Source organism: Streptomyces acidicola (assembly GCF_009377235.1).
Taxonomy (GTDB): Bacteria; Actinomycetota; Actinomycetes; order Streptomycetales; family Streptomycetaceae; genus Streptomyces; species Streptomyces acidicola.
The window spans coordinates 77409-97040 of the sequence record NZ_VMNX01000002.1; the positions used below are offsets into that span (position 1 = coordinate 77409).

The 19632-nt window shown below is 71.4% G+C and carries 17 protein-coding genes; 14 read left to right on the forward strand and 3 right to left on the reverse strand.

Going from position 1 to position 19632, the window contains the following annotated elements; all coding sequences use genetic code 11:
* Window positions 1-258: 258 nt before the first annotated feature.
* From FPZ41_RS01855 to FPZ41_RS01900, 10 genes are all read left to right on the forward strand, one after another.
* On the forward strand, window positions 259-1464 hold the full coding sequence (locus FPZ41_RS01855; protein WP_152858214.1) for an MFS transporter: 1206 nt from the start codon (window positions 259-261) through the stop codon (window positions 1462-1464).
* 389 nt (window positions 1465-1853) lie between these two features.
* Window positions 1854-2381 (forward strand): COG1361 family protein, encoded by a 528-nt coding sequence (locus FPZ41_RS01860; RefSeq protein WP_152858216.1) that lies wholly within the window; start codon window positions 1854-1856, stop codon window positions 2379-2381.
* Between the two features lie 410 nt (window positions 2382-2791).
* Entirely contained in the window at window positions 2792-4921 is a 2130-nt protein-coding gene (locus FPZ41_RS01865) for a hypothetical protein (RefSeq protein ID WP_152858218.1), read from the forward strand.
* Between the two features lie 133 nt (window positions 4922-5054).
* Window positions 5055-6575 (forward strand): GT4 family glycosyltransferase PelF, encoded by a 1521-nt coding sequence (gene pelF, locus FPZ41_RS01870; protein ID WP_152858220.1) that lies wholly within the window; start codon window positions 5055-5057, stop codon window positions 6573-6575.
* Complete coding sequence (locus FPZ41_RS01875; RefSeq protein WP_152858221.1) at window positions 6572-7990, forward strand: hypothetical protein; 1419 nt, start codon at window positions 6572-6574, stop codon at window positions 7988-7990. Before pelF ends, FPZ41_RS01875 begins: the two co-directional genes overlap by 4 nt.
* 65 nt (window positions 7991-8055) lie before the next feature.
* On the forward strand, window positions 8056-9057 hold the full coding sequence (locus FPZ41_RS01880) for a GDP-mannose 4,6-dehydratase (protein WP_152858224.1): 1002 nt from the start codon (window positions 8056-8058) through the stop codon (window positions 9055-9057).
* A gap of 41 nt (window positions 9058-9098) precedes the next feature.
* A complete protein-coding gene (locus FPZ41_RS01885; RefSeq protein WP_152858226.1) occupies window positions 9099-9812 on the forward strand; it encodes a nucleotidyltransferase family protein in 714 nt (237 codons plus the stop codon).
* Window positions 9813-9819: 7 nt separating this feature from the next.
* A complete protein-coding gene (locus FPZ41_RS01890; protein ID WP_152858228.1) occupies window positions 9820-10722 on the forward strand; it encodes an NAD-dependent epimerase/dehydratase family protein in 903 nt (300 codons plus the stop codon).
* A complete protein-coding gene (locus FPZ41_RS01895) occupies window positions 10719-11381 on the forward strand; it encodes a spherulation-specific family 4 protein (protein ID WP_322619714.1) in 663 nt (220 codons plus the stop codon). The genes FPZ41_RS01890 and FPZ41_RS01895 overlap by 4 nt, the downstream gene beginning before the upstream one ends.
* Window positions 11378-12229: an endo alpha-1,4 polygalactosaminidase gene (locus FPZ41_RS01900; RefSeq protein ID WP_152858230.1), complete on the forward strand. Its 852-nt coding sequence runs from the start codon at window positions 11378-11380 to the stop codon at window positions 12227-12229. Before FPZ41_RS01895 ends, FPZ41_RS01900 begins: the two co-directional genes overlap by 4 nt.
* 88 nt (window positions 12230-12317) lie before the next feature.
* Here the strand turns inward: FPZ41_RS01900 and FPZ41_RS01905 are convergent, their stop codons facing one another.
* On the reverse strand, window positions 12318-12899 hold the full coding sequence (locus tag FPZ41_RS01905) for a hypothetical protein (RefSeq protein WP_194235949.1): 582 nt from the start codon (window positions 12897-12899) through the stop codon (window positions 12318-12320).
* Window positions 12900-13100: 201 nt separating this feature from the next.
* On the opposite strand from FPZ41_RS01905, the gene FPZ41_RS01910 reads away from it, so the two are divergent.
* On the forward strand, window positions 13101-13697 hold the full coding sequence (locus FPZ41_RS01910) for a cadmium resistance transporter (RefSeq protein ID WP_322619715.1): 597 nt from the start codon (window positions 13101-13103) through the stop codon (window positions 13695-13697).
* A gap of 55 nt (window positions 13698-13752) precedes the next feature.
* Here FPZ41_RS01910 and FPZ41_RS01915 read toward each other — a convergent pair whose 3' ends face one another.
* Window positions 13753-15579 carry a PDR/VanB family oxidoreductase gene (locus FPZ41_RS01915; RefSeq protein ID WP_152858232.1) on the reverse strand — a complete coding sequence of 609 codons (1827 nt, stop codon included), beginning with the start codon at window positions 15577-15579 and terminating at the stop codon, window positions 13753-13755.
* Window positions 15580-15721: 142 nt separating this feature from the next.
* On the opposite strand from FPZ41_RS01915, the gene FPZ41_RS01920 reads away from it, so the two are divergent.
* Window positions 15722-16933, forward strand: a complete 1212-nt coding sequence (locus FPZ41_RS01920) for a sensor histidine kinase (RefSeq protein WP_152858234.1) — start codon at window positions 15722-15724, stop codon at window positions 16931-16933.
* Window positions 16930-17586 (forward strand): response regulator transcription factor, encoded by a 657-nt coding sequence (locus tag FPZ41_RS01925; protein WP_322619716.1) that lies wholly within the window; start codon window positions 16930-16932, stop codon window positions 17584-17586. The genes FPZ41_RS01920 and FPZ41_RS01925 overlap by 4 nt, the downstream gene beginning before the upstream one ends.
* Before the next feature lie 89 nt (window positions 17587-17675).
* On the opposite strand, the gene FPZ41_RS01930 is transcribed toward FPZ41_RS01925, so the two are convergent.
* Window positions 17676-18989: a phytase gene (locus FPZ41_RS01930; RefSeq protein WP_152858236.1), complete on the reverse strand. Its 1314-nt coding sequence runs from the start codon at window positions 18987-18989 to the stop codon at window positions 17676-17678.
* Window positions 18990-19294: 305 nt separating this feature from the next.
* On the opposite strand from FPZ41_RS01930, the gene FPZ41_RS01935 reads away from it, so the two are divergent.
* Complete coding sequence (locus FPZ41_RS01935; protein WP_131560083.1) at window positions 19295-19525, forward strand: lipoprotein; 231 nt, start codon at window positions 19295-19297, stop codon at window positions 19523-19525.
* Window positions 19526-19632: the final 107 nt, after the last annotated feature.

Consider the following 19632-nt stretch of genomic DNA (forward strand, 5'->3'; position numbering starts at 1 on the left):
GGCATCGTCATCCGCCTGCGGGCCGGACCCGTCACTTTCGTCCAAGCGTCGCCGATCTTTGTCCATGGACGGGTCCGCCGCCAGGGCCGAGGGTGGGGCCATGGGCGAATACAGGGTCGGGGGTGGGCAATCGTGCGCTCGGGGCGACGTCCTGGAGGCCTGCGGCTGCTGAAAGGCCAGGACAGGCACATGGACAGGCACATGAGAGACGGCAACTCTGGACTCGTTGTGCATGGGCGTGCGATCGAACGGCGACGGATGCCGAGTGGGCTTGTCGCGCTGGCACTCGGCGGTTTCGGCATCGGGTTGACCGAGTTTCTGATCGCCGGGCTCCTGCCGCAGGTGGCGTCGAGTTTCGGGGTGTCCGAGGCGGCGGCAGGCCGGCTGATCTCCGGGTACGCGCTGAGTGTCGCGATCGGCGCGCTCGCGCTGACCGCCGCGACGGCGCGGCTGCCCCGCAAGGGGGTCCTGGTCGGCCTGGTGGCGTTGTTCGTCATCGGCAACCTGTTGTCCGCCGTCGCGCCGAGCTATTCCGTGATGCTGCTCGGGCGGATCGTCGCGGCGTTGTGCCACGGCTCGTTCTTCGGTATCGGCTCGCTGGTCGCGCGCAGTCTGGTCGCGCCGGAGAGGAAGTCCCGCGCGGTGGCGGTCATGTTCGCCGGGCTGACGGTTGCCAATGTGCTGGGCGTGCCGTTCGGCGCGCTGGTCGGGGAGCGTTGGGGCTGGAGGGCGGCCTTCTGGGCGGTCACCGCGATCGGCGTACTGGCCCTGGCGGGAATCGTCGCCCTCGTCCCCGGTTGGGCGGGCCAGGTGCGGCCACCGGCAGAGTCGGGCCGCGCAGGTGCGGTACCGCCCAGTGGCTTGCGGGCCCAGTTCCGTGCGTTCCGGTCCTGGCAGGTCTGGCTGACGCTGACGGCCACCGCGCTCGGCTATGGCGGGATGTTCGGTGCGTTCAGCTATATCGCCTACACGTTCACCGAGGTCAGCGGCTTCTCCCCGGCCGACGTCGCCTGGTTGCTGATGGTGTACGGCGTCGGACTGGTCGTCGGGAACCTGATCGGCGGGCGAGCGGCCGATCGTGACCGTGACCGCGCCCTGGTCCTCGCCTTGCTCGGACTCACCATCACCCTGGCCGTGTTCGGTCTGCTGGCCGGTAGCGCCATCGCCTCGGTGATACTGGTGTTTCTGATGGGGGTGACCGGGTTCGCCGGCGTGCCCGGCATGATCACCCGCGTCACGGACTTCGCCCACGGCGCGGCGCTGGCCGCCAGCGCCAATGTGTCCGCGTCCAACATCGGCAACGCCCTCGGCGCCTGGCTCGGGGGCCTGTCCATCACCGCGGGCCTCGGCTACACGGCCCCGCTCCACGTCGGCGCCGGTATCGCCCTTGTCGCCGTCATCGTCATGGCCGTTGCCGCACATCACGCCAGGTCACCCGCGCACCGCACCGACCACAGCATGTGAATCGAGCTGAACCGGACCGTTCGCAACGTGTTCGAGACCCCCGAGGCCGCCCAGTCGGCGGAACGGTCGGCCGCATGCCCGCGTGCCGTCCAGTCGGGCCGGAAATCACCGCATGGCCGAGAATCTTCGCCCCGCGTACCCTTCGCGGGGCGTTCCGTCGGGGCCGATACGCGCCAATACCGTCTGGCCGCACCACGGGACTGTCCAGCAACCCTCAACCCGCTCAACGGCCCGTCACACCCTCACTACCGTGCGTTGATGCGAGCTCCCCGTGCCCCCATATGTTCGACACGTCGTCTTCACGCAACGCGCACTTCCGGCCGACCGGTGTCGAGCGCGTCCCCAGCGGGGAAGACGGTGTGCTCGCCGCATGCCTAGCCTCCCGGGTCATGCGATCACCACTGAAGAGACGTCTCGGCCCCAGCGCCACCCTCGCCCTCGTCCTCGCCGTGTTCGGACTGGCCCCCAGCGCGAGCGCGGCCGACCCGGCGCCGGCCGAGCTGACGTTCGCCACCGACAGCGCCACCACCACGCCGGGCGGCACGGTGAACCTGTCGATGACGATCACCAACAGCAAGACCTATGACGTCTGGTTCGTGTACCAGACCATCGAGCCGACGTGGCTGACCACCCAGCGCCCCGACCTGAAGTACGGCTTCACCGGCTGCAGCCTGGCCACGGCCGCCGGCTCCACCCCCTGTTCCGGGACCGGCCCCGCCGACCTCGGCACCAACTACGGCGCCACCATCCCGCCCGGCCAGAGCCGTACCGTCACGCTGACGCTCCAGATCGCCGCCGACTCCGGCTGCAACGGCAACATCGGCTTCTACTCGTACTTCTACGCCGAGTTCAGCGACAGCACGAACACCAGCGGCGGCCCGGTCTACACCCCCGAGACGCGGGTGCTGTGCGCCTGACGGCCGGCCGGCGGTAAGCGTGGTCGAGGCGGGGGTGACCTGAAAAGGCCCTTGATCGGGGACACGTCCCGGTATGGACCACTGGTGCCAGGGTCGGCGGTGCCCGACCGGCCCGCCGCCGCGCCGCACAGGGCCCGGACCAGCGCACCGGGCCCCTCGTGGCCGGCGCGGGTCACACTCCCCGGCGACGGGGAACAGCCCAATTCGGTTCCGGATCGGCCCTGTTGGACACATGCGCTTTTCCGTCATGTTTCGCAACAGGGCCACGAAAGCTACACACAGGCATCACTATGTGACGCGACGGATGCGTTGACGACCGGCTTCTGAGGGGGCGCCGGCGTCACGCGAGGGGGTGCGTCCGCTCCATGGGAGCCGTGCTCACCCCTGCCCGGGGAGGGGACTTCAACCGCATGAAGCGGACCTTACGCACCACCCTGCTCACGGTGGGCGCGCTCATCGCCGCGCTGGGCCTGCCGGCCGGCGCGGCCCACGCCGACACCACACCCCGCGTCGACCTGCGGGTGCTGGTGGTGAGCGACGGCGGTCCGGCCACCGACGCGATCGCCGCCGAACTGACCGCGGCCGGCACGCCGTACACCGAGATCGACCTCACACGGTCCGGTCGGCCCGTGATCGACGCCGGATTCCTCGCGGACACGGTCGACGGGCGGCCACGTGCCAGGTTCCAGGCCGTCGTGCTGCCCAACGACAACCCGTTCCCGGCAGGTTCCGCCGAGATGGGCGCGCTCGCGGCCTACGAGCAGACGTATGACGTTCCCCAGGTCGACGCCTACACCTACGCGCGTCCGGAGGCCGGTCTGCAGTACCCGACCCAGGGCGGCTACTCCGGGAGCGTCGACGGAGTGCGGGCCGAGGTGACCGCCGCCGGGAAGGCGGGCCCCTTCGGCTACCTCGACGGGGCGGTGCCCTTCGAGGACAACGACCCCGCCGTGGGCGAGAGTTACGCCTACCTGTCCAGGCCCGTGGCGGGCGCCGACTTCACCCCCTACGTCGAGGCGACGATCCCCGGACGGCCGACGAAGGGCACGCTGGTGGGGGAGTTCCGGCACGACGGGCGGCGCGAACTCGTCGTCACGTTCGTGTACAACCAGTACCAGCAGCAGTTCCGGCTGCTCGCCCGCGGCATCGTGGAGTGGATGACCGGCGGAGTGCATCTGGGCGCCTCGCGCAACTACTTCGCCGTGCACGTGGACGACATGCTCGCCGCCGACGACCGTTGGAACACCGAGCTCAACTGCACGCCCGGCGACGTCGACTGCAGGGACCCGGGCGCCACCCCCGACCCGATCCGTATGACGCCCGCCGACGTCGACCACGCCATCGCCTGGCAGAACAGCAAGGACTTCACGCTCGACTTCGCCTACAACGGCGCGGGCAGCGTCGACCACCGCGAGGACAACAACGGCGTCGATCTGCTCGCCGACAAACTCATCGCGGACCGCGACGAGTTCCGCTGGATCAACCACACCTACACACACGCCTTCCTCGGTTGTGTGCAGGACACCACGGTGGTGCCCTGGCGGTGCGCCACCAACGCGGACGGCAGCACCCGGTGGGTGAGCCGGAACGACATCTCCGACGAGATCGCCGACAACCGTGTCTGGGGCGAGACCGCCCGACTCCCGCTGGAGAACGGCGAGCTGGTCACCGGTGAGCACTCCGGCATGAAGGTGCTGCCGCAGCAGACCGAGGACAATCCCAACCTGGCGCCCGCTCTCGACGACAACGACATCACCTGGCTCGCCTCGGACAACTCCCGCGAGTCCGCCCAGCGCCGGATCGGCCCGGCCACGACCGTGCCCCGCTACCCGATGAACATCTTCTACAACGCGGGGCGCGTGGCCGAGCAGGTCGACGAGTACAACTGGATCTACACCAGCCGCGCCCAGGGCGGCAGCGGCATCTGCGAGGACAACCCGGCCACCACCACCTGCCTGCCGGCACCGCTGGACACCGCCACGGGCTACGCCGACGTCATCGTGCCGCTGGAGAAGCGGATCGCCCTTGGGCACGTCCTGGCCAATGACCCGAAGCCGCACTTCATCCATCAGTCGAACCTGGCCGAGGAGCGCATCGCCTACCCGGTGCTGAACGGCGTCCTCGACGGCTACCAGGCGCTGTTCGCCGACAACACCCCCCTGGTCAACCTGCGGATGAAGGACATCGGCGCCGAACTCCAGCGCAGAGCCCTTTGGCAGGCCGCCCTCCAGGACGGCGAGGTCACCGCCTACCGCATCGGCGACACCGTGACCGTCCAGGCGCAGGCCGGGCTGGCCGTCACCGCGACCCTGCCCACCGGGAGCACAGTGGGCGGCGCCGCGTTCGGCGAGGCTTACGCGGGCGCGGTGTCCGGCTGGACCCCGTCCACGGGCGCACCCCTCAGCCTGACCCTGCCGGCCTCCGCCGAGGCACCGGCCGCCGACTCCTCCGAGCGGCCCGCCCCGGCCACCGACCCCGCTCCGGAGGTCCGCGTCCCCGCGGGCGTGACCGAGCGGGTTCCGTACACTCCGGACAACTAGTGCACCGCCCCGAGGACCGGCCCAAGGACCCATCGAAGGGACCGGCCCCGGGGACCGACCGAAGGTCCCGTGCCGCTCACCGGCGGCCGGGACCGGCACGAACCACCCCACACCTCGGCCGTGGAGCACATCGATGCCCGTTCCCCACGTCGCGCGACGCCCCGGCGCGACGCGCGTCACCCTGCTCACCGAAGGCACCTACCCGCACAGTCACGGCGGCGTGAGCGTCTGGTGCGACCAGCTCGTCCAGGGCATGCCCGACCTCGACTTCGACATCATCGCCGTCACCGGCACCGGACGCGAACCCGTCGTATGGGACCTGCCCGCGCACGTCTCGCGTGTGTTGTCCGTGCCGATGTGGGGCGATCCCCCTCAGGGCCGCCCGCCCCGGGGCCGTGCCCGCAACCAACTCACTGCCGCCTACGAGCAGTTCCTGACCGCCCTGCTCGATCCGCACGCCGAGCCAGGCTTCGCCCCCGCCCTGTACGCGATGGCGCGGGCCGCGGCGGACGGGACGCTGAGCGCCTTTCTGCGCTCGGACCGGGCCATCGCCCTCCTGACCGCCGTGTGGAACAGGCCGGGCCTCGCCGTACGCGAGGCACGGCCGACCCTGCACGACGCACTCACCGCGACCGCCCTGCTGGAACACGCCCTGCGCCCATTGGCCGCACCCCGGCCTGAGAACGGGGTCGCGCACGCCGTCAGCGGCGGCGTCGCCGTACTGCCGGGCCTCGCCGCCCTCGAACGGCACGGTGTGCCACTGCTGTTGACCGAGCACGGCGTCTATCTGCGCGAGCGCTACCTCGGTTACCGCACCGCGCCCTACCGCTGGCCCGTGAAGGCCGTCGTCCTCGGGTTCTTCCGGCTGCTGGCGGAGGAGACCTACCGCCGGGCCGCCCTGATCACGCCGGGCAACCGCTACAACCGGCTGTGGGAGGAACAGGGCGGAGCCGATCCGGAGTCGATCCGCACGGTCTACAACGGCGTGGACCCCGCCGCCTTCCCGCCGGCCGGACCCGAACCCGACACGCTCACTCTCAGCTGGGCGGGCCGCGTCGATCCCATCAAGGACCTGGAGACCCTCATACGGGCCTTCGCCCTCGTCAGGGCCCGGCTCCCGGACGTACGGCTGCGGCTGTTCGGCGGGACACCACGGGGCGGGGAGGGCTACCGGGAGCGGTGCGAGGCCCTGGCCGCCGAGCTCGGGCACGCGGACGCCGTGACGTTCGAGGGGCGCGTCGACGACATCAAGGACGCCTACGCGGCCGGCAACGTCGTGATGCTCTCCAGCATCAGCGAAGGCTTCCCCTTCACACTGATCGAGGCCATGTCGTGCGGGCGGGCGACCGTCTCCACCGACGTGGGCGGGGTCCGGGAGGCCGTCGGCGACACGGGACTCGTGGTGCCGCCGCGCGACCCGGAAGCGATGGCCGCGGCCGCGCTGGAGTTGCTGGGCGATTCCGCGCGGCGGCGGTCGATGGGGGAGGCGGCGCGCCTCAGGGTGATCGAACAGTTCACCCTGCGGCAGACCATCGACACCTTCCGGTCGATCTATCAGGAACTGCCCACGCTCGACCGGCGGTCCCGGACGGCACAGGCCCCCGCGCGGACGCTCGCACCGGTGGGCACGGGAACGGGGAGCCTGGCCGGATGAGCGGGCCGATATCACTCGAACCCGGGGGCGCCGAACAGGACACGCTGGCGCTCCGGTTGGCCGGCACCCGCAGGTCGCGCCGCCGCCCCCGCTGGGCGCTCGACGACGACACCACGCTCACCATCCGGCTGCCACGGCACGGCCCGGACGAGGAGGCGGTCAGCCGCCTCGCCGCCGAACTCGCCGACCGCGTCGGTCCGGCCGTCCACCCGTACGAGGTGGCCGCACTGCTGGAGGCGGAGGGCCTGTCCGCCTCCGTGATCAAGGAACGGTACGGGCACCCGAACCTGTTCTCGCTCGCCTCGGCGCTCTACGAGCGGGTGCCGCGAACCTTCCCCGAGCCCGCGCCGGCGGCCGATCCCTGGCGCCCGGACACCGTGCGCTGTCTGCTGCGCGGTGTGCTGTTCGCACTGCCGGGGCTCGCCTACCTGCTGACCGCACCCCTGTGGAACCCCGGCCGGCACGCCCCGGCCCTGATCGTGGCGGGACTCGTCTCCTGGGCCTGGGGGCAGGCGCTGGGTCATCGCGCGCACCTGCGGCTGGCGACGGGGCGGCGGGAGGCGGCCCGGACGCTCCTGACCGGCGCGCCCCTGGGGGCGACGGTGGCCACGGCGGCCGCCGTGCTGCCCGCGGGCGGCGGCCCGGTGACCCTGGTGGCCGCCGCGCAGTCGGCGTACCTGGCGGCGGCTGGTGTGCTGCTGGTGCTGGGCAGGGAGCGGCTGCTGCTGGCCGCGCTCAGTCCGCTGGCCGCCGGCAGTGCCGTCCTGCCGTGGTGGGAGCCGGGCCCGTGGTTGCGGGCCGGGCTGCCGTTGCTGGCCCTGCTCGCCACGCTCGCCGTCACCGGCCGGGTCCTGCGGGCCGCCCTCGCCGTCCCGGCCGTGCCCGGCGCCGCCCGGCCGCGTGTGCTGTGGTCCCTGCCGTACGGGCTGTTCGGGCTGGCCGCGGGAGTGCTGGTGTTGTGGGAGGGGCAGCGGGAGCCGTACGCGGTGATCGTACTGACCGTCAGCATGGGGCCGGCGGAGTGGCTGCTGTACCGCTATCGCGGGCTGTCGGTCGCCGCGTTGCGCGCCACCGCCACACCGGCCGGGTTCCTGCTGCGCTCGGCCGGCATCCTCGCCCTCTGCCTGCTCGCCTATCTCCTGCCGCTGTTGCCCGCGGCCCTGCTCACCGGCGCCGAGCCGACCACTGTGCTGCCGCTCGCGGCCGCCCTGTGGACCGCGCTGCTGCTCCAGGCGTTCGGAGCGGCCTGGCCGTCGGCCGCGATCTCCCTCGTGGCCGCGGGCGGCGCCGCGACGGTCGCAGTGCTGCGCCTCCCACCGGGCCCCGTGGCGCTGCCACTGGCCTGCGGTGCGGCGGCGCTGTGCCTGTCAGCGTGCGCGCTGTGGCTCCTCGGACGACCCGCCCCGCACGCCTGAGCACCGTGACCACCCCACGGACACTGATCAACCCCCACGACCGACTGACCAGAAAGGAAGACGAGTTGACCGCCGCACCGCTCGCCGCCGTCACCGGAGCCGAGGGTTTCATCGGCTCCCACCTCACCGAGGCGCTGGTCGCCTCCGGACACCGGGTCAGAGCCATGGCCCAGTACAACTCCTTCTCCTCCTACGGCTGGCTGGAGACCCTGCACCCGGACGTCCTCGACCACGTGGACATCGTCCTCGGCGACGTCCGCGACCCCGGCTCGGTCCGTGGCCTGCTCGAAGGCGCCGACACCGCCTACCACCTGGCCGCCCTGATCGCGATCCCGTACTCCTACCGGGCGCCCCACAGCTACGTGGACACCAACGTCACCGGCACGCTCAACGTGCTCGAAGCAGTACGCGCCCTCGGCACGCCCCGGCTGGTGCACACCTCCACCAGCGAGACGTACGGCACCGCGCAGACCGTCCCGATCAGCGAGGACCACCCGATCAACACCCAGTCGCCGTACGCCGCTTCGAAGGCGGGCGGGGACCGACTGGCCGACAGCTACCACGCCAGTTTCGACACCCCGGTGGTGACCCTGCGGCCGTTCAACACCTACGGGCCACGCCAGTCGATGCGCGCGGTGATCCCCACCGTCATCGGCCAGGTGGCGGCGGGGGAGCGCACCATCACCCTCGGCGACCTGCGCCCCACACGGGACTTCACCTTCGTCAAGGACACCGCGCAGGCGTTCCTCGCGGTGGGCACCGCGCCCGCCGAGCGGGTCGTCGGCCGCACCTTCAACGCCGGTACCGGCGGGGAGATCTCGGTCGGCGACCTGGTCGCCCTGATCGGCAAGGTGATGGACGCCGCGCTCGACGTACGCGAGGACACCGCGCGCATCCGGCCCGCGAACTCCGAGGTGATGCGGCTGGTCGCGGATGCGAGCCGGCTCGCCGCGGCCACCGGCTGGCAGCCCGCCCACACCCTGGAGGAGGGCCTCGCACACACTGTGGAGTTCTTCCGCGACCCGGCGAACCTGGCCCGCTACAAGACCGGCATCTACAACATCTGACCCCGCCCGGCTCGACCCGCAGTCCTCGAAGGAGGAGCTCCATGCACGCAGTGATCCTGGCGGGAGGCAAGGGCGTTCGCCTGCGGCCCTACACCACCGCACTGCCCAAGCCGCTCGTGCCCATCGGCGACCAGCACGCCATCCTGGAGATCGTGCTGCGCCAGCTCTCCACGGCCGGCTTCACCCACTGCACCATTGCCATCGGCCACCTGGGCGAGATCATCCGCGCCTACGTCGGCGACGGCTCCCAGTGGGGCATGACCGTCGACTACGCCACCGAGGAGAGCCCCCTGGGCACCATGGGCCCGCTGCTCAACCTGCGCGACAGCCTGCCCGAGACGTTCCTGGTGATGAACGGCGACGTCCTCACCGACCTCGACTACGCCGACGTCCTGCACCGGCACAGAGCCTCGGGCGCGCCGCTGACCATCGCGACGTACGCCCGCAAGGTGCACATCGACTTCGGTGTACTGACCACCGCCGCGAGCAAGGTCGTCGCGTTCACCGAGAAACCGAGCATGGACTACCGCGTCTCCATGGGCGTCTACGGTCTGTCCCGCTCGACGCTGGAGGGCTACACACCCGGACTGCCCCTCGGCTTCGACGAGCTGGTCCTGGACCTGCTGGCCGCTCAGAACCAGCCGCACGCCTACGAGTTCGACGGCTACTGGCTGGACATCGGCCGACCCGACGACTACGACCGGGCCAACGCCGAGTTCACCACCCGCAAGTCGCTTCTGCTCAAGGGAGCCTGAGCACCACATGCGCATTCTCGTCCTGGGCTTCACCGGCTACCTCGGCACCCACGTCGTCGAGCGGCTGCGTGCCCTGCCGGGCGCGCTGGTCCTTGGCGGCGGCCGCTCGCCCGCCGCCGAGTACGGCATCGACCTCGCGTCCGCCCGGCCGGAGCAGCTCGCGAAGACCCTCGCGTCGGCCGCGCCCGACACCGTGATCAACTGTGCGGGCGCGACCGGCGGCGACGCCGTCACCCTCGCCGAGGTCAACGCCCGTGGCCCCGCGGTCCTGTGCGCCGCACTGCGCGAGGCGGCCCCCGCCGCACGCCTGGTGCACCTGGGCTCGGCCGCCGAGTACGGCCCCGGCACCCCGGACACCCGGGTGCCGGAGTCGGCGGCCACCCGCCCGGCCGCCCCGTACGGTGCGACCAAGCTCGCGGGCACGGTCACGGTGACCGCCTCCGGCCTGGACGCCGTGGTCCTGCGGGTGGGCAACCCGGTGGGGCCGGGGGCACCGCCGGGCGGGCTGCCCGGCCGGATCGCCGGACTGCTGCGCGCGGCCGGCCCGGATCCTGGCGCGGTGCTGCGGCTCGGCGACCTGTCCGCGTACCGGGACTTCGTCGACGTACGCGACGTGGCACGGGCGGTGGCCTGCGCCGTCACGGCACCCGGTCCACTGCCACCTGTCCTCAACATCAGCGGCGGCCTGGCCGTCCCCGTGCGCGATCTGGTGCGGGGCCTGGTCGGCAAGGCGGGCTTCCGGGGGAGGATCGAGGAGAACGCCGCCGGCGCCATCGGCTCGGCCCGCTCGGCGGAGGTGTCGTGGCAGTGTTCCGACATCACCGCCGCCGAGGAGGCCCTGGGCTGGCGACCGGTACACACCCTCGACGACGCGCTGTCCGCGCTGTGGGAAGGCGGCCGCGTGCCGTGAGTCTGCTGATTCCGCTGTACGTCCACCCGGCCGAGGATCCGGGTGCCTGGCACCGCCTGATCACGGCCGCGACCCGCACCTACGGGGTCGTCCTCAACCCCGCCAACGGACCGGGCGACGGCCCCGACCCCGCGTTCACCGCGGCGGCCGGTGCCCTGCGCGCGGCCGGGGCACGACTCCTCGGCTACGTCGACACCGACTACGGCGTGCGCGACAGGACCGAGATCGCCGACGACGTACGCCGGCACCAGGACTGGTACGCGGCCGACGGCTGCTTCCTGGACCGCGTGACCGCGACTGAGGAGGGCCTGCCCGCCTGCCGCCGGCTGGTGCGGACCGTACGCCGGCTGGGTGCCCGGACCGTCGTGCTCAACCCCGGAGTCCATCCGGCGCCCGGATACGCTCGCCTCGCCGACCTGACCGTCACGTTCGAGGGGCACTGGTCGACCTACGTGTCGACGTTCAGCCGACCCGCCTGGACCGCGCGGCATCCGCCCGCGAAACTGTGCCACCTCGTCTACGGCGTGCCCGAGGCGCTCGTACCGCTCGCCGTGCGCACGGCACACGAACGCGGTGCGGCGGTCTGCGGTCCGGTGACCGGAGAACCGCCCAACCCCTGGGCGCGGTTGACGCCCGCACTGACCGGGACGGAGCGATGAGAAACACGGCACTGGTACACGCGGCCCTGCTGGGCGCCCTGGCGGCCTCAGCACTGACAGGCTGTTCCGCTGACCCGGAGCGACCCGCCGAGGCGCATGCCACGGCGTCCGGCACCACGCGCACTCCCACCTCGGCAAGCCCCGCCGAGGTCCGCTGGAAACCACGGCCGGGCCTTGCCTGGCAGTGGCAACTGGGCGGAAGGGTCGACCCCTCGACCGATGTACCCGTCTACGACATCGACGGCTTCGAGAACTCCGCCGCCGACGTGGCCCGACTGCACCGGGACGGCCGCAAGGTCATCTGCTACGTCAACGTCGGTGCCTGGGAGGACTTCCGGCCCGACAAGGACGCCTTCCCCCGCTCGGTCCTCGGGAAGCCCAACGGCTGGGCGGGCGAACGATGGCTGGACATCCGGCAGCTCACGGTCCTGCGCCCCCTCATGGAGCGGCGCTTCGACATGTGCCGCGACAAGGGCTTCGACGCGGTGGAGCCCGATCTGGTGGAGGGCTACGGCAACGACACCGGCTTCCCGCTCACCGCGCGGGACCAGCTCAGGTACAACCGCATGATCGCGGACATCGCCCACGAGCGCGGACTGTCGGTGGGACTGAAGAACGACCTCCCCCAGATCCCCCAGCTCCTGGCCGACTTCGACTTCGCGGTCAACGAGGAGTGCGCACAGTACGACGAGTGCGACCGGCTCGCTCCGTTCATCGACGCCGGCAAGGCGGTGTTCCACGTCGAGTACACCGAGCCCAGGAGCAGCTTCTGCCCCGCCTCCCGACGTCTGGGACTGTCGTCCATGGTGAAACAACCGGAACTCGGGGTGTGGCGTAAGCCCTGCTGACGCCCGCACACGCCCCATGACCGGGTGCGCCCCGGTGGCCTGCCGGACACTTCCTCCGACAGGCCCTCGGGGCGCTTCGCGGATCAGGTCAGGCGCAGGTGCCCGTGGGGCGGGTTCGGATCACCACGTTGCTGATGCCCGTCGTTCCGTCGAGCCAGAGCACCTGGGTGCCCGCCGCCGCGGCCGCCGAGAGCTGCTCACCCCGGTTGCAGGAGACGCGGCTTCGGACCATGTCGTCGCCACCGCCCCGAGGCGCGAACTGCCGGAGTTTGGCCGGCGACTCGTTACGGAGCTCGGCGGACGGCGTGCGGGCGACCACCGTCACCGCCTCCTCGGAGACCGTCAGAGCGGCGACGTTCAGTGCGCCCGGACCGGTCTCCGGGCTGAGGTCCGTGACGCCCGAGCCGTCGAGCCCGGCCCGGCGCAGGGCCGTCGTGCCGTTCTGGCCGATCTCGTCGAGCAGCCAGTAGACGTGCGAGCCGGTGACGGCCGTCGGGCCCAGGGCGGTCCCCGGGGCGGCCGTCTGGATCACGCTCTCCTCACCGGTCGCCACGTCGATCACCCGGGTGGTGGACTCGTACTCCAGGATGTCCGCGCCGTGTGCCTGCCACACCACCGTCCTGCCGTCGGTGGCCGGATTCACGTGGTAGCGGCCGTCGTTGGGGCTCATGAGCTTCAACCCGCCGTGCCGTCCGTGCGTCCGGCCCACACGGAGTACGCCTCGGAGCCGTCCTCGGTGGACGTGGATGGCTTCCAGCCCTCACGGCGGGACACCGAGAGGGCATGCGGGCGATGGGTGAACCTCGGTGTCCGGGGACAGACGTGTGCCGGGTACTGTCGCCAGGCACCAGAGCGAGAGGTCGTCCCACCTGTGAATCCGGGCATTGTCGGGCAGGCGATAGGCCTGTTCGCCGTCACCAACATCGACGACATCCTGATCCTGTCCTTGTTCTTCGCCCAAGGTGCAGGACACCGCGGCTCGGCTCGCCGGGTCGTGCTCGGCCAGTACCTCGGTTTCGCCGCCATCCTCGCCGTCGCCGTGGCCGCCGCGTTCGGCGCGACCTTCCTGCCCGAGGCCGCCATCCCCTATCTCGGCCTGCTGCCACTTGCCCTGGGTCTCAGGGCGGCCTGGCAGGCGTGGCAGCGGCAGGGCGAGGACGACGATGAGCAGGCGGTGACCGAGACCGGCCCGAGAGTACTGGAGGTCGCCGCGGTGACCTTCGCCAACGGCGGCGACAACATCGGCGTCTACGTTCCCGTGTTCGCGACCGCCGGGGTCGGCGGGATGAGCGTGTACGCCGTGGTCTTCCTGATCCTGGTGGCCGTGTGGTGCTTCGCGGGCAGGTTCTTCGCCACCCGCCCGGTCGTCGCCAAGGCACTCAGCCGGTGGGGCCACATCCTGCTCCCGCTCGTGCTGATCGCCATCGGCCTGCTCATCCTCGTCGAGGGCGGGGCCTTCGGCCTGTAGCGACGGTGGTTGGGCCACCGGGCCGCTTTCAGACAGGCCCTCGTCCGTCCGGATCTCACGCATCGAGCACGATGCGCGGCCCGCAGGACCGGGACACGCACGGATACAGCACGTCACGGCGGTCGCGCTCGTACGGTTGCAGTACGTCGTCCCGGTGGTCGGGGGTGCCTTCCAGGACCCGGGTGACGCAGCTGCCACAGACGCCGTCCGTGCACGAGGCGGGGAGGGACGGGTCGACCTCGTGCATGGCGGCGAGGAGGCTTCGGCCGGCGGGTACGTGCACCGTCCGGCCGCTGCGGCGCAGTTCGGCGTCGAAGGGCGCGTCGGCCGTGGTGTCCGCCCGGTCGCGTGGGCTGAAGCGCTCGATGTGCAGGGTGCCGTGCGGGCAGGCGACGGGCATCGCCGCCTCCACGGCGTTGATCAGCTCGTCCGGTCCGCAGCAGTAGACGGCAGTGCCCGGCCTCCCCTGTCGCAGGAGACCGGAGAGGTCGGGGCGGGCGTGCGTGTCCGAAGGCAGCAGCGTCACACGGTCCGGGTGCCGGGCGGCGAGTTGGTCCGCGAAGGCCATCCGGCTCAGGGACCTGCCGCGATACACCAGCCGCCATTCCGCGCTCCCGGTGCCGGCGATCTTGTCGATCATCGGCAGGAAAGGAGTGATCCCGATGCCGCCCGCGATGAAGAGATGGGCGGGAGCGTCCGCCAGCGGGAAGTGGTTGCGGGGAGGGCGGACCGCGAGCGGAGTGCCGGGGCGCAGCCCGTGCGCCTCGACGGAGCCGCCACGGCCCCCGGGCTCGCGCAGCACCGCGATGCGGTGGACGGCACGCTCCGCCGGGTCCCCGTACAGCGAGTACTGGCGCACCAGACCGGAGGGCAGGACCACGTCGATGTGCGCGCCGGGCTCCCACGCGGGCAGTGGACCGCCGCCGGTGGGCCGCAGGGTCAGCGCCACCGTGTCGTCGGCCACGTGAAAGGCCTCGCCGACCACGGCCGGGATGTCGGGCACGGCCGTGCGCGCGGGGTCCGGCGGCGCGGCCCTGCGGGCCGCCAGGTCCTTGCGCCCCCACCTCGTCCGGCCGCCCGGTTTGACGACCGACAGGAGTGTCGCGGTCCACAGCAGCACCACGAAGAGGGCGTTGGAGGCGAGCAGGGCGACGCCGAGGTCGCCCGGCTGCCCGGCGGGGTCCTCGGTCCGCTCGGCGAGTTCGGCGACCCAGGGACTCTGCATGACGCCCGCCATCACCGGGATGGCCAGCGAGATCACGAACTTGGCCAGCACCCACCGGTGTTTGATGAGCCCCCAGGGCGTGCCCAGGGCGATGGCGACGCCGGTGACGATCGACAGCGCCATGCTCGGGATGACGATCGTGAGGTCGAAGATGTGGAAGATCTCGTACGCCCCGTGCCGTGCGGCGTGCGAGCCGGAGTAGAGGCCCACCGCCGAGAGCGTGGTCATCGCCAGGGACAGGCCGAGCCATCCGACGCTGAGGCCGACGTGCAGCGTGAGCCACACCTTCCGGGCGCGCGGTGCGAGCCGTGGGAAGCGGGGCCTGAGCGCGATCACCGTCAGGACCGACAGCAGCATGCCGAGCAGTGGCAGCTCGGACGCCCAGCAGAGCGGGAACTGCATTGGTATGTAGGCCAGTTGGAAGCCGATCACGAGTCGCCGGACACCCGGCCGCGACGGTGCGAGGGCGCCGGCGGACGAGACGACCAACGCCAGGCCGTAGGCGATCACGGCGAGTGTCTGGATGAGAGGGAAGTCCGGGTCCTCGTCGGAGAGGATCAGGACGGCCGTGGCTGCGGCGAAGGCCGCGTAGCCGGTGTGCCACCACCGTGGGGAGATCCGCGCTCCAGTGGTGGGCCTTGTCGTAGGAGTGGTCATGGCGCCAGCCTGGGCGGCGCCGGGGGTCCGGGACGTCGGCCAAGTCGCGAGAACCGGCGGCCGAAGGACGGATGTTCCGGGCCCGGCGTCTACAACTTTCCACTGATGCCCGGGTGCTCCTTCGCGGGTTAGTTTGCTCGGCATGAGCCTGTTCGGCCGGTACGTCCCGGCGTTCGCCGCGCACCGCGCCCGGATCGCCGACGCGGTCCTGGCAGCCGGCTGCGCGGCGGCGACGGTCACCCCGGCGACGCAGTCCCCCGTGTTCCACTACGTCGACTGGCGCCCGCCCCTGTGGTTCTCCGTAGCCCTCGCCCTACTGGTCTGCGCCTCCCTGTGGCGGCGTCGGCGCCGACCGGCACAGGCAGTCCTCGTGGCCCTGGCAGGCTGGGTGGCGGTGGCCGGGATCGCCGCGGTGGTGCTCGCCCAGTACACCCTGGCGGAACGCAGCCGGTCCTGGCGCGTCACCGCGGCGGCGACGCTGCCGACCGTCGTCGTGGTGGGCATCCCGTTCTGGCGGGTCGGCGGGGCCGATGCCGCCACGCCGTTGAGCGCTGCCATCTGCGTGGCCCCGGCGCTGCTCGGACTGTACGTCGGCACCCGGCGCGAACTGGTCGGTAGGATGCGTGAGCGGGTCGAACGGGCCGAGCGGGAGCGGGATCTGCGGGTCATGCAGGCGCGCAGTGAGGAGCGCACCCAGATCGCCAGGGACATGCACGACGTGGTCACCCACCGGGTATCGCTGATGGTGCTCCACGCCACCGCGCTCGAGGCGGCCGAGGGGCGCGACGCCACCACGTTCGCCCGGCAGATCGGCGCGATCGGACGGGAGGCCCTCGACGAACTGCGCTCCCTCGTGGGCCTGCTGCGCAACGACGGCGACGTGCCGCTGGCCCCGCAGCCGGGCCTGGGCGACATCGACGACCTGGTCACCCGGTTCCGTGGCCTCGGCCTGCCGGTCACCCTGGACATGACCAACGACACCGGGGAGCGGCCGCCCCTGCTGGCCGAACACGCGATGTACCGGGTCGCCGCAGAGGCGCTGACCAACGTCCGTAAACACGCGGGCGATGCCGCGACCCACGTCGAGGTCCGCCAGGAACCCGACCGCCTTCGCCTCTCCGTCGTCAACCACCCCGGCCGGAACCCCGGCGGGCCTCAACTGCCCAGCGGCGGGCACGGTCTGCTGGGCATCGCCGAGCGGGTCCGGCTCGTCGGGGGCGAACTGACCGCACGGCCCACAGTGGGCGGCGGATTCGACGTCACTGCCGTGGTGCCACTCGCCGTGGAGCACGACGAGCAGAGGGCGCCCTCGGAGCCCTTGGAGCAGCGTGAGCACAGGGAGGACGGCCGGTGATCCGCGTCCTCATCGTCGACGACGAATGGATGGTGCGGTCCATGCTGCGCACGATCATGGAGTCCGCCGACGACATCACCGTCATCGGTGAGGCGGCCGACGGCGCGGAAGCGGTGAGCCTGGCGCGATCGGAACGTCCGGACGTGGTCCTGATGGACATCCGGATGCCACGCGCGGACGGCCTCACGGCCACCCAGCGGCTCCGGACGCTGGCCACGCCGCCGAAGGTCGTCGTACTCACCACGTTCGATCTCGACGAGTACGTGCACACCGCCCTGCGTTCCGGAGCCGTCGGATTCCTGCTCAAGGACGCCACCGCGGCGGACATGCTCGCCGCGGTCCGCAGCGCGGCGAGCGGGGACGCGATGCTGTCGCCCAGAATCACGCGCCGCCTGCTCGACCGGTTCGCCGACGCCGACCCCGGCTCCGGACGCACCGCGCAGGCCCGCCGCCGACTGGAGGTCCTGACGGACAAGGAACGCGAGGTCCTTGTCGCCCTCGCCCGCGGCAGGTCCAACACCGACATCGCCACCCATCTGTACGTGAGCGAAGCCACCGTGAAGACCCATGTCAGCCGCATCCTCAGCAAGCTGGACCTCACCAACCGCGTTCAGGCGGCCATCCTCGCCCACCGCGCGGGCCTGCTCGACTGAGGCGGACGGCACGGCCGTTGTCCCGTGACACACGGGCGCCCCTCGGTACGAGGCTGCGGACCGAGGGGCGCCCGTGGTGTCGCCCGGTGTCAGCGGAAGCTGAGCCCGGTGGCGGTGGCGACGTTCCGCAGGTCCACGTACTTGTAGTTGGTGCCCTCGCGGGGTTCACCGTCGTCGCCGGTCACCGTGGGGGTGTCCGTCTCGTCCTGGATCACGGCGAGCCCTTGCGGGTACGCCGACCCGAACGACTGGTTGACGATCTCCAGACTGTCGGTGCCCTCGACGCCGTCGATCGCGCCCTCGCCCTGGCCCGCGACGACCCGGAAGCTCTTCACATACGCGTTGCCCCTGGCCGGATCGCGGTCGTACATCGCGAAGGTGCTGTCGCCCTGGCTGGAGACGACGACATAGCCACCGCCGCCCGGCCGGTCGAGCAACGTGATTCCCTCGACGTCCGCGGTGAGGTGGTCCCCGCCGAAGCCGGGGTCCTCGCCCGGGACACACTCTTCGGCCTCGGGATCCCAGGTGGAGGGGACACCGTAGTCCCTGACCTTGTCGATCAAGGTGGGCTCGCCGGTGAGATCGGCGCGCAGTCGCCACACACCCACGTCCTCCTGGCCCGCGTAGAGCATGCCGTTCGCGGGGTCGACGCGCATGCCCTCGAGGTAGGGCTGCTCGCCCGGCTCCTCGCAGGGGGTCCAGGTCTTGCCGTTCGGCAGGGTGAAGGTGGTGGGGAAGCCGATGGTGCGGATCTTGCGGTAGCCGTAGGTGCCGCCCGCTTCCTTCGTCAGCTCCAGCAGGGCGACCTGGTTGGTCAGCTCCTGACTGACGACGGCGTAGATGCGGCCGGTCTTCCGGTCCTTCCAGGAGGCCAGTCCGTAGGCGGTGGCCTGCTCGTTCACCTCGTCCTGATCGGCCGAGAAGATGTACGGGGCGGCCTTCTGGGCAGTGACGTCCTTGACGGGGCCCTCCGCGCGGTCGCCGTCGATGCTGTAGATGACCAGCTTGTCGCGGCCGCGGTCGGTCGCGATGGCAAGGTTGGCGCCGTCGATGACGTCCACGTTGTTGATGCGGCCAGGCTCGTCCCCGGCGCCGGGCGCCTGCGGAGCGGGGAGCGACTGGACCTCGCGTGCCGCGAGGTCGTACACCCGCAGGCCGCCGACCTTCGCGGTGCCGAGCACCAGGCTCTTGGCCGGGTCGTCGGAGTCGCGCCAGATCGCCGGGTCGTCCGCGGTGGCCTCGCCGCCTGCCGCGTCATCGAACAGGGTGGGCGTTTCGGCCTTGGCGGTGACCTCGGCGACCGAGGGGTCCGCCTGAGCGGGCGCGGCCACGACGGCGGTCACGAGCGCGGCTGCCGCGATCGTCAGGGAGCGCTTGCGGAATGCCTTGCGTGCGTGAGACATGGATGCCTTTCCGGGGGATGGCTATCGAGCATGCTGTAGTCGGCAAATGACAAGTACATGCAGACAGATGGCCACACCGTGGGGACATCGTGAACGCCGGGACGGAATGCTCGGGAGGTCGCCCCTTTTCCAGGCAGCCGACATGCCGCTCGTGCTTGAGTTGGACGGCGAAGGCGTGGGCATACGGCGCGCTTTCCGTTGTCTCACCAGCAAAAGGTTCTCGTTTGCGGGAGCGAGCCCCTGTGCCCCCGCCAGTCAATCGGCTCTCCTACACTGCCCTGGTCCTCAATTGATCGGAGCACGACATGAAACGCCTCCTTCTCGTTGCAGTTGCCGCCCTGGCACTCGCCGGCTGCGCGCAGAACTTCGACCAGGGCCCTGAAGGGCGAGTTACCGACAAGGTCAAGAGCGGGAAGAAGTTCTACCTGGTTGTCGAACCGGCCAAGGGAGGCGAGGAGAAGAAGTTCCGGGTCAGCAAGTACGACTACCACGACTGCAATCGGGGGTCGAAGTACCCCAAGTGCGTCGACGATTAAGAGGCGAATCCTGACCCGGTGCGGCGCATGGCGCGTGGAGTTGGATTGCGCCGGAGGGCTTGGTACTCCCATTGCAGTTCGCTGTTGCCACTGGTGTGTCCGGTGGG

Coding starts and splice junctions, on each gene's coding strand:
- FPZ41_RS01905 (WP_194235949.1), bottom strand. CDS start 12,899: ATGAGCCCCAACGACGGCCGCTACCACGTGAATCCGGCCACCGACGGC.
- FPZ41_RS01915 (WP_152858232.1), bottom strand. CDS start 15,579: ATGACCACTCCTACGACAAGGCCCACCACTGGAGCGCGGATCTCCCCA.
- FPZ41_RS01885 (WP_152858226.1), top strand. CDS start 9,099: ATGCACGCAGTGATCCTGGCGGGAGGCAAGGGCGTTCGCCTGCGGCCC.
- FPZ41_RS01920 (WP_152858234.1), top strand. CDS start 15,722: ATGAGCCTGTTCGGCCGGTACGTCCCGGCGTTCGCCGCGCACCGCGCC.
- FPZ41_RS01865 (WP_152858218.1), top strand. CDS start 2,792: ATGAAGCGGACCTTACGCACCACCCTGCTCACGGTGGGCGCGCTCATC.
- FPZ41_RS01860 (WP_152858216.1), top strand. CDS start 1,854: ATGCGATCACCACTGAAGAGACGTCTCGGCCCCAGCGCCACCCTCGCC.
- pelF (WP_152858220.1), top strand. CDS start 5,055: ATGCCCGTTCCCCACGTCGCGCGACGCCCCGGCGCGACGCGCGTCACC.
- FPZ41_RS01900 (WP_152858230.1), top strand. CDS start 11,378: ATGAGAAACACGGCACTGGTACACGCGGCCCTGCTGGGCGCCCTGGCG.
- FPZ41_RS01855 (WP_152858214.1), top strand. CDS start 259: ATGCCGAGTGGGCTTGTCGCGCTGGCACTCGGCGGTTTCGGCATCGGG.
- FPZ41_RS01875 (WP_152858221.1), top strand. CDS start 6,572: ATGAGCGGGCCGATATCACTCGAACCCGGGGGCGCCGAACAGGACACG.
- FPZ41_RS01930 (WP_152858236.1), bottom strand. CDS start 18,989: ATGTCTCACGCACGCAAGGCATTCCGCAAGCGCTCCCTGACGATCGCG.
- FPZ41_RS01935 (WP_131560083.1), top strand. CDS start 19,295: ATGAAACGCCTCCTTCTCGTTGCAGTTGCCGCCCTGGCACTCGCCGGC.
- FPZ41_RS01890 (WP_152858228.1), top strand. CDS start 9,820: ATGCGCATTCTCGTCCTGGGCTTCACCGGCTACCTCGGCACCCACGTC.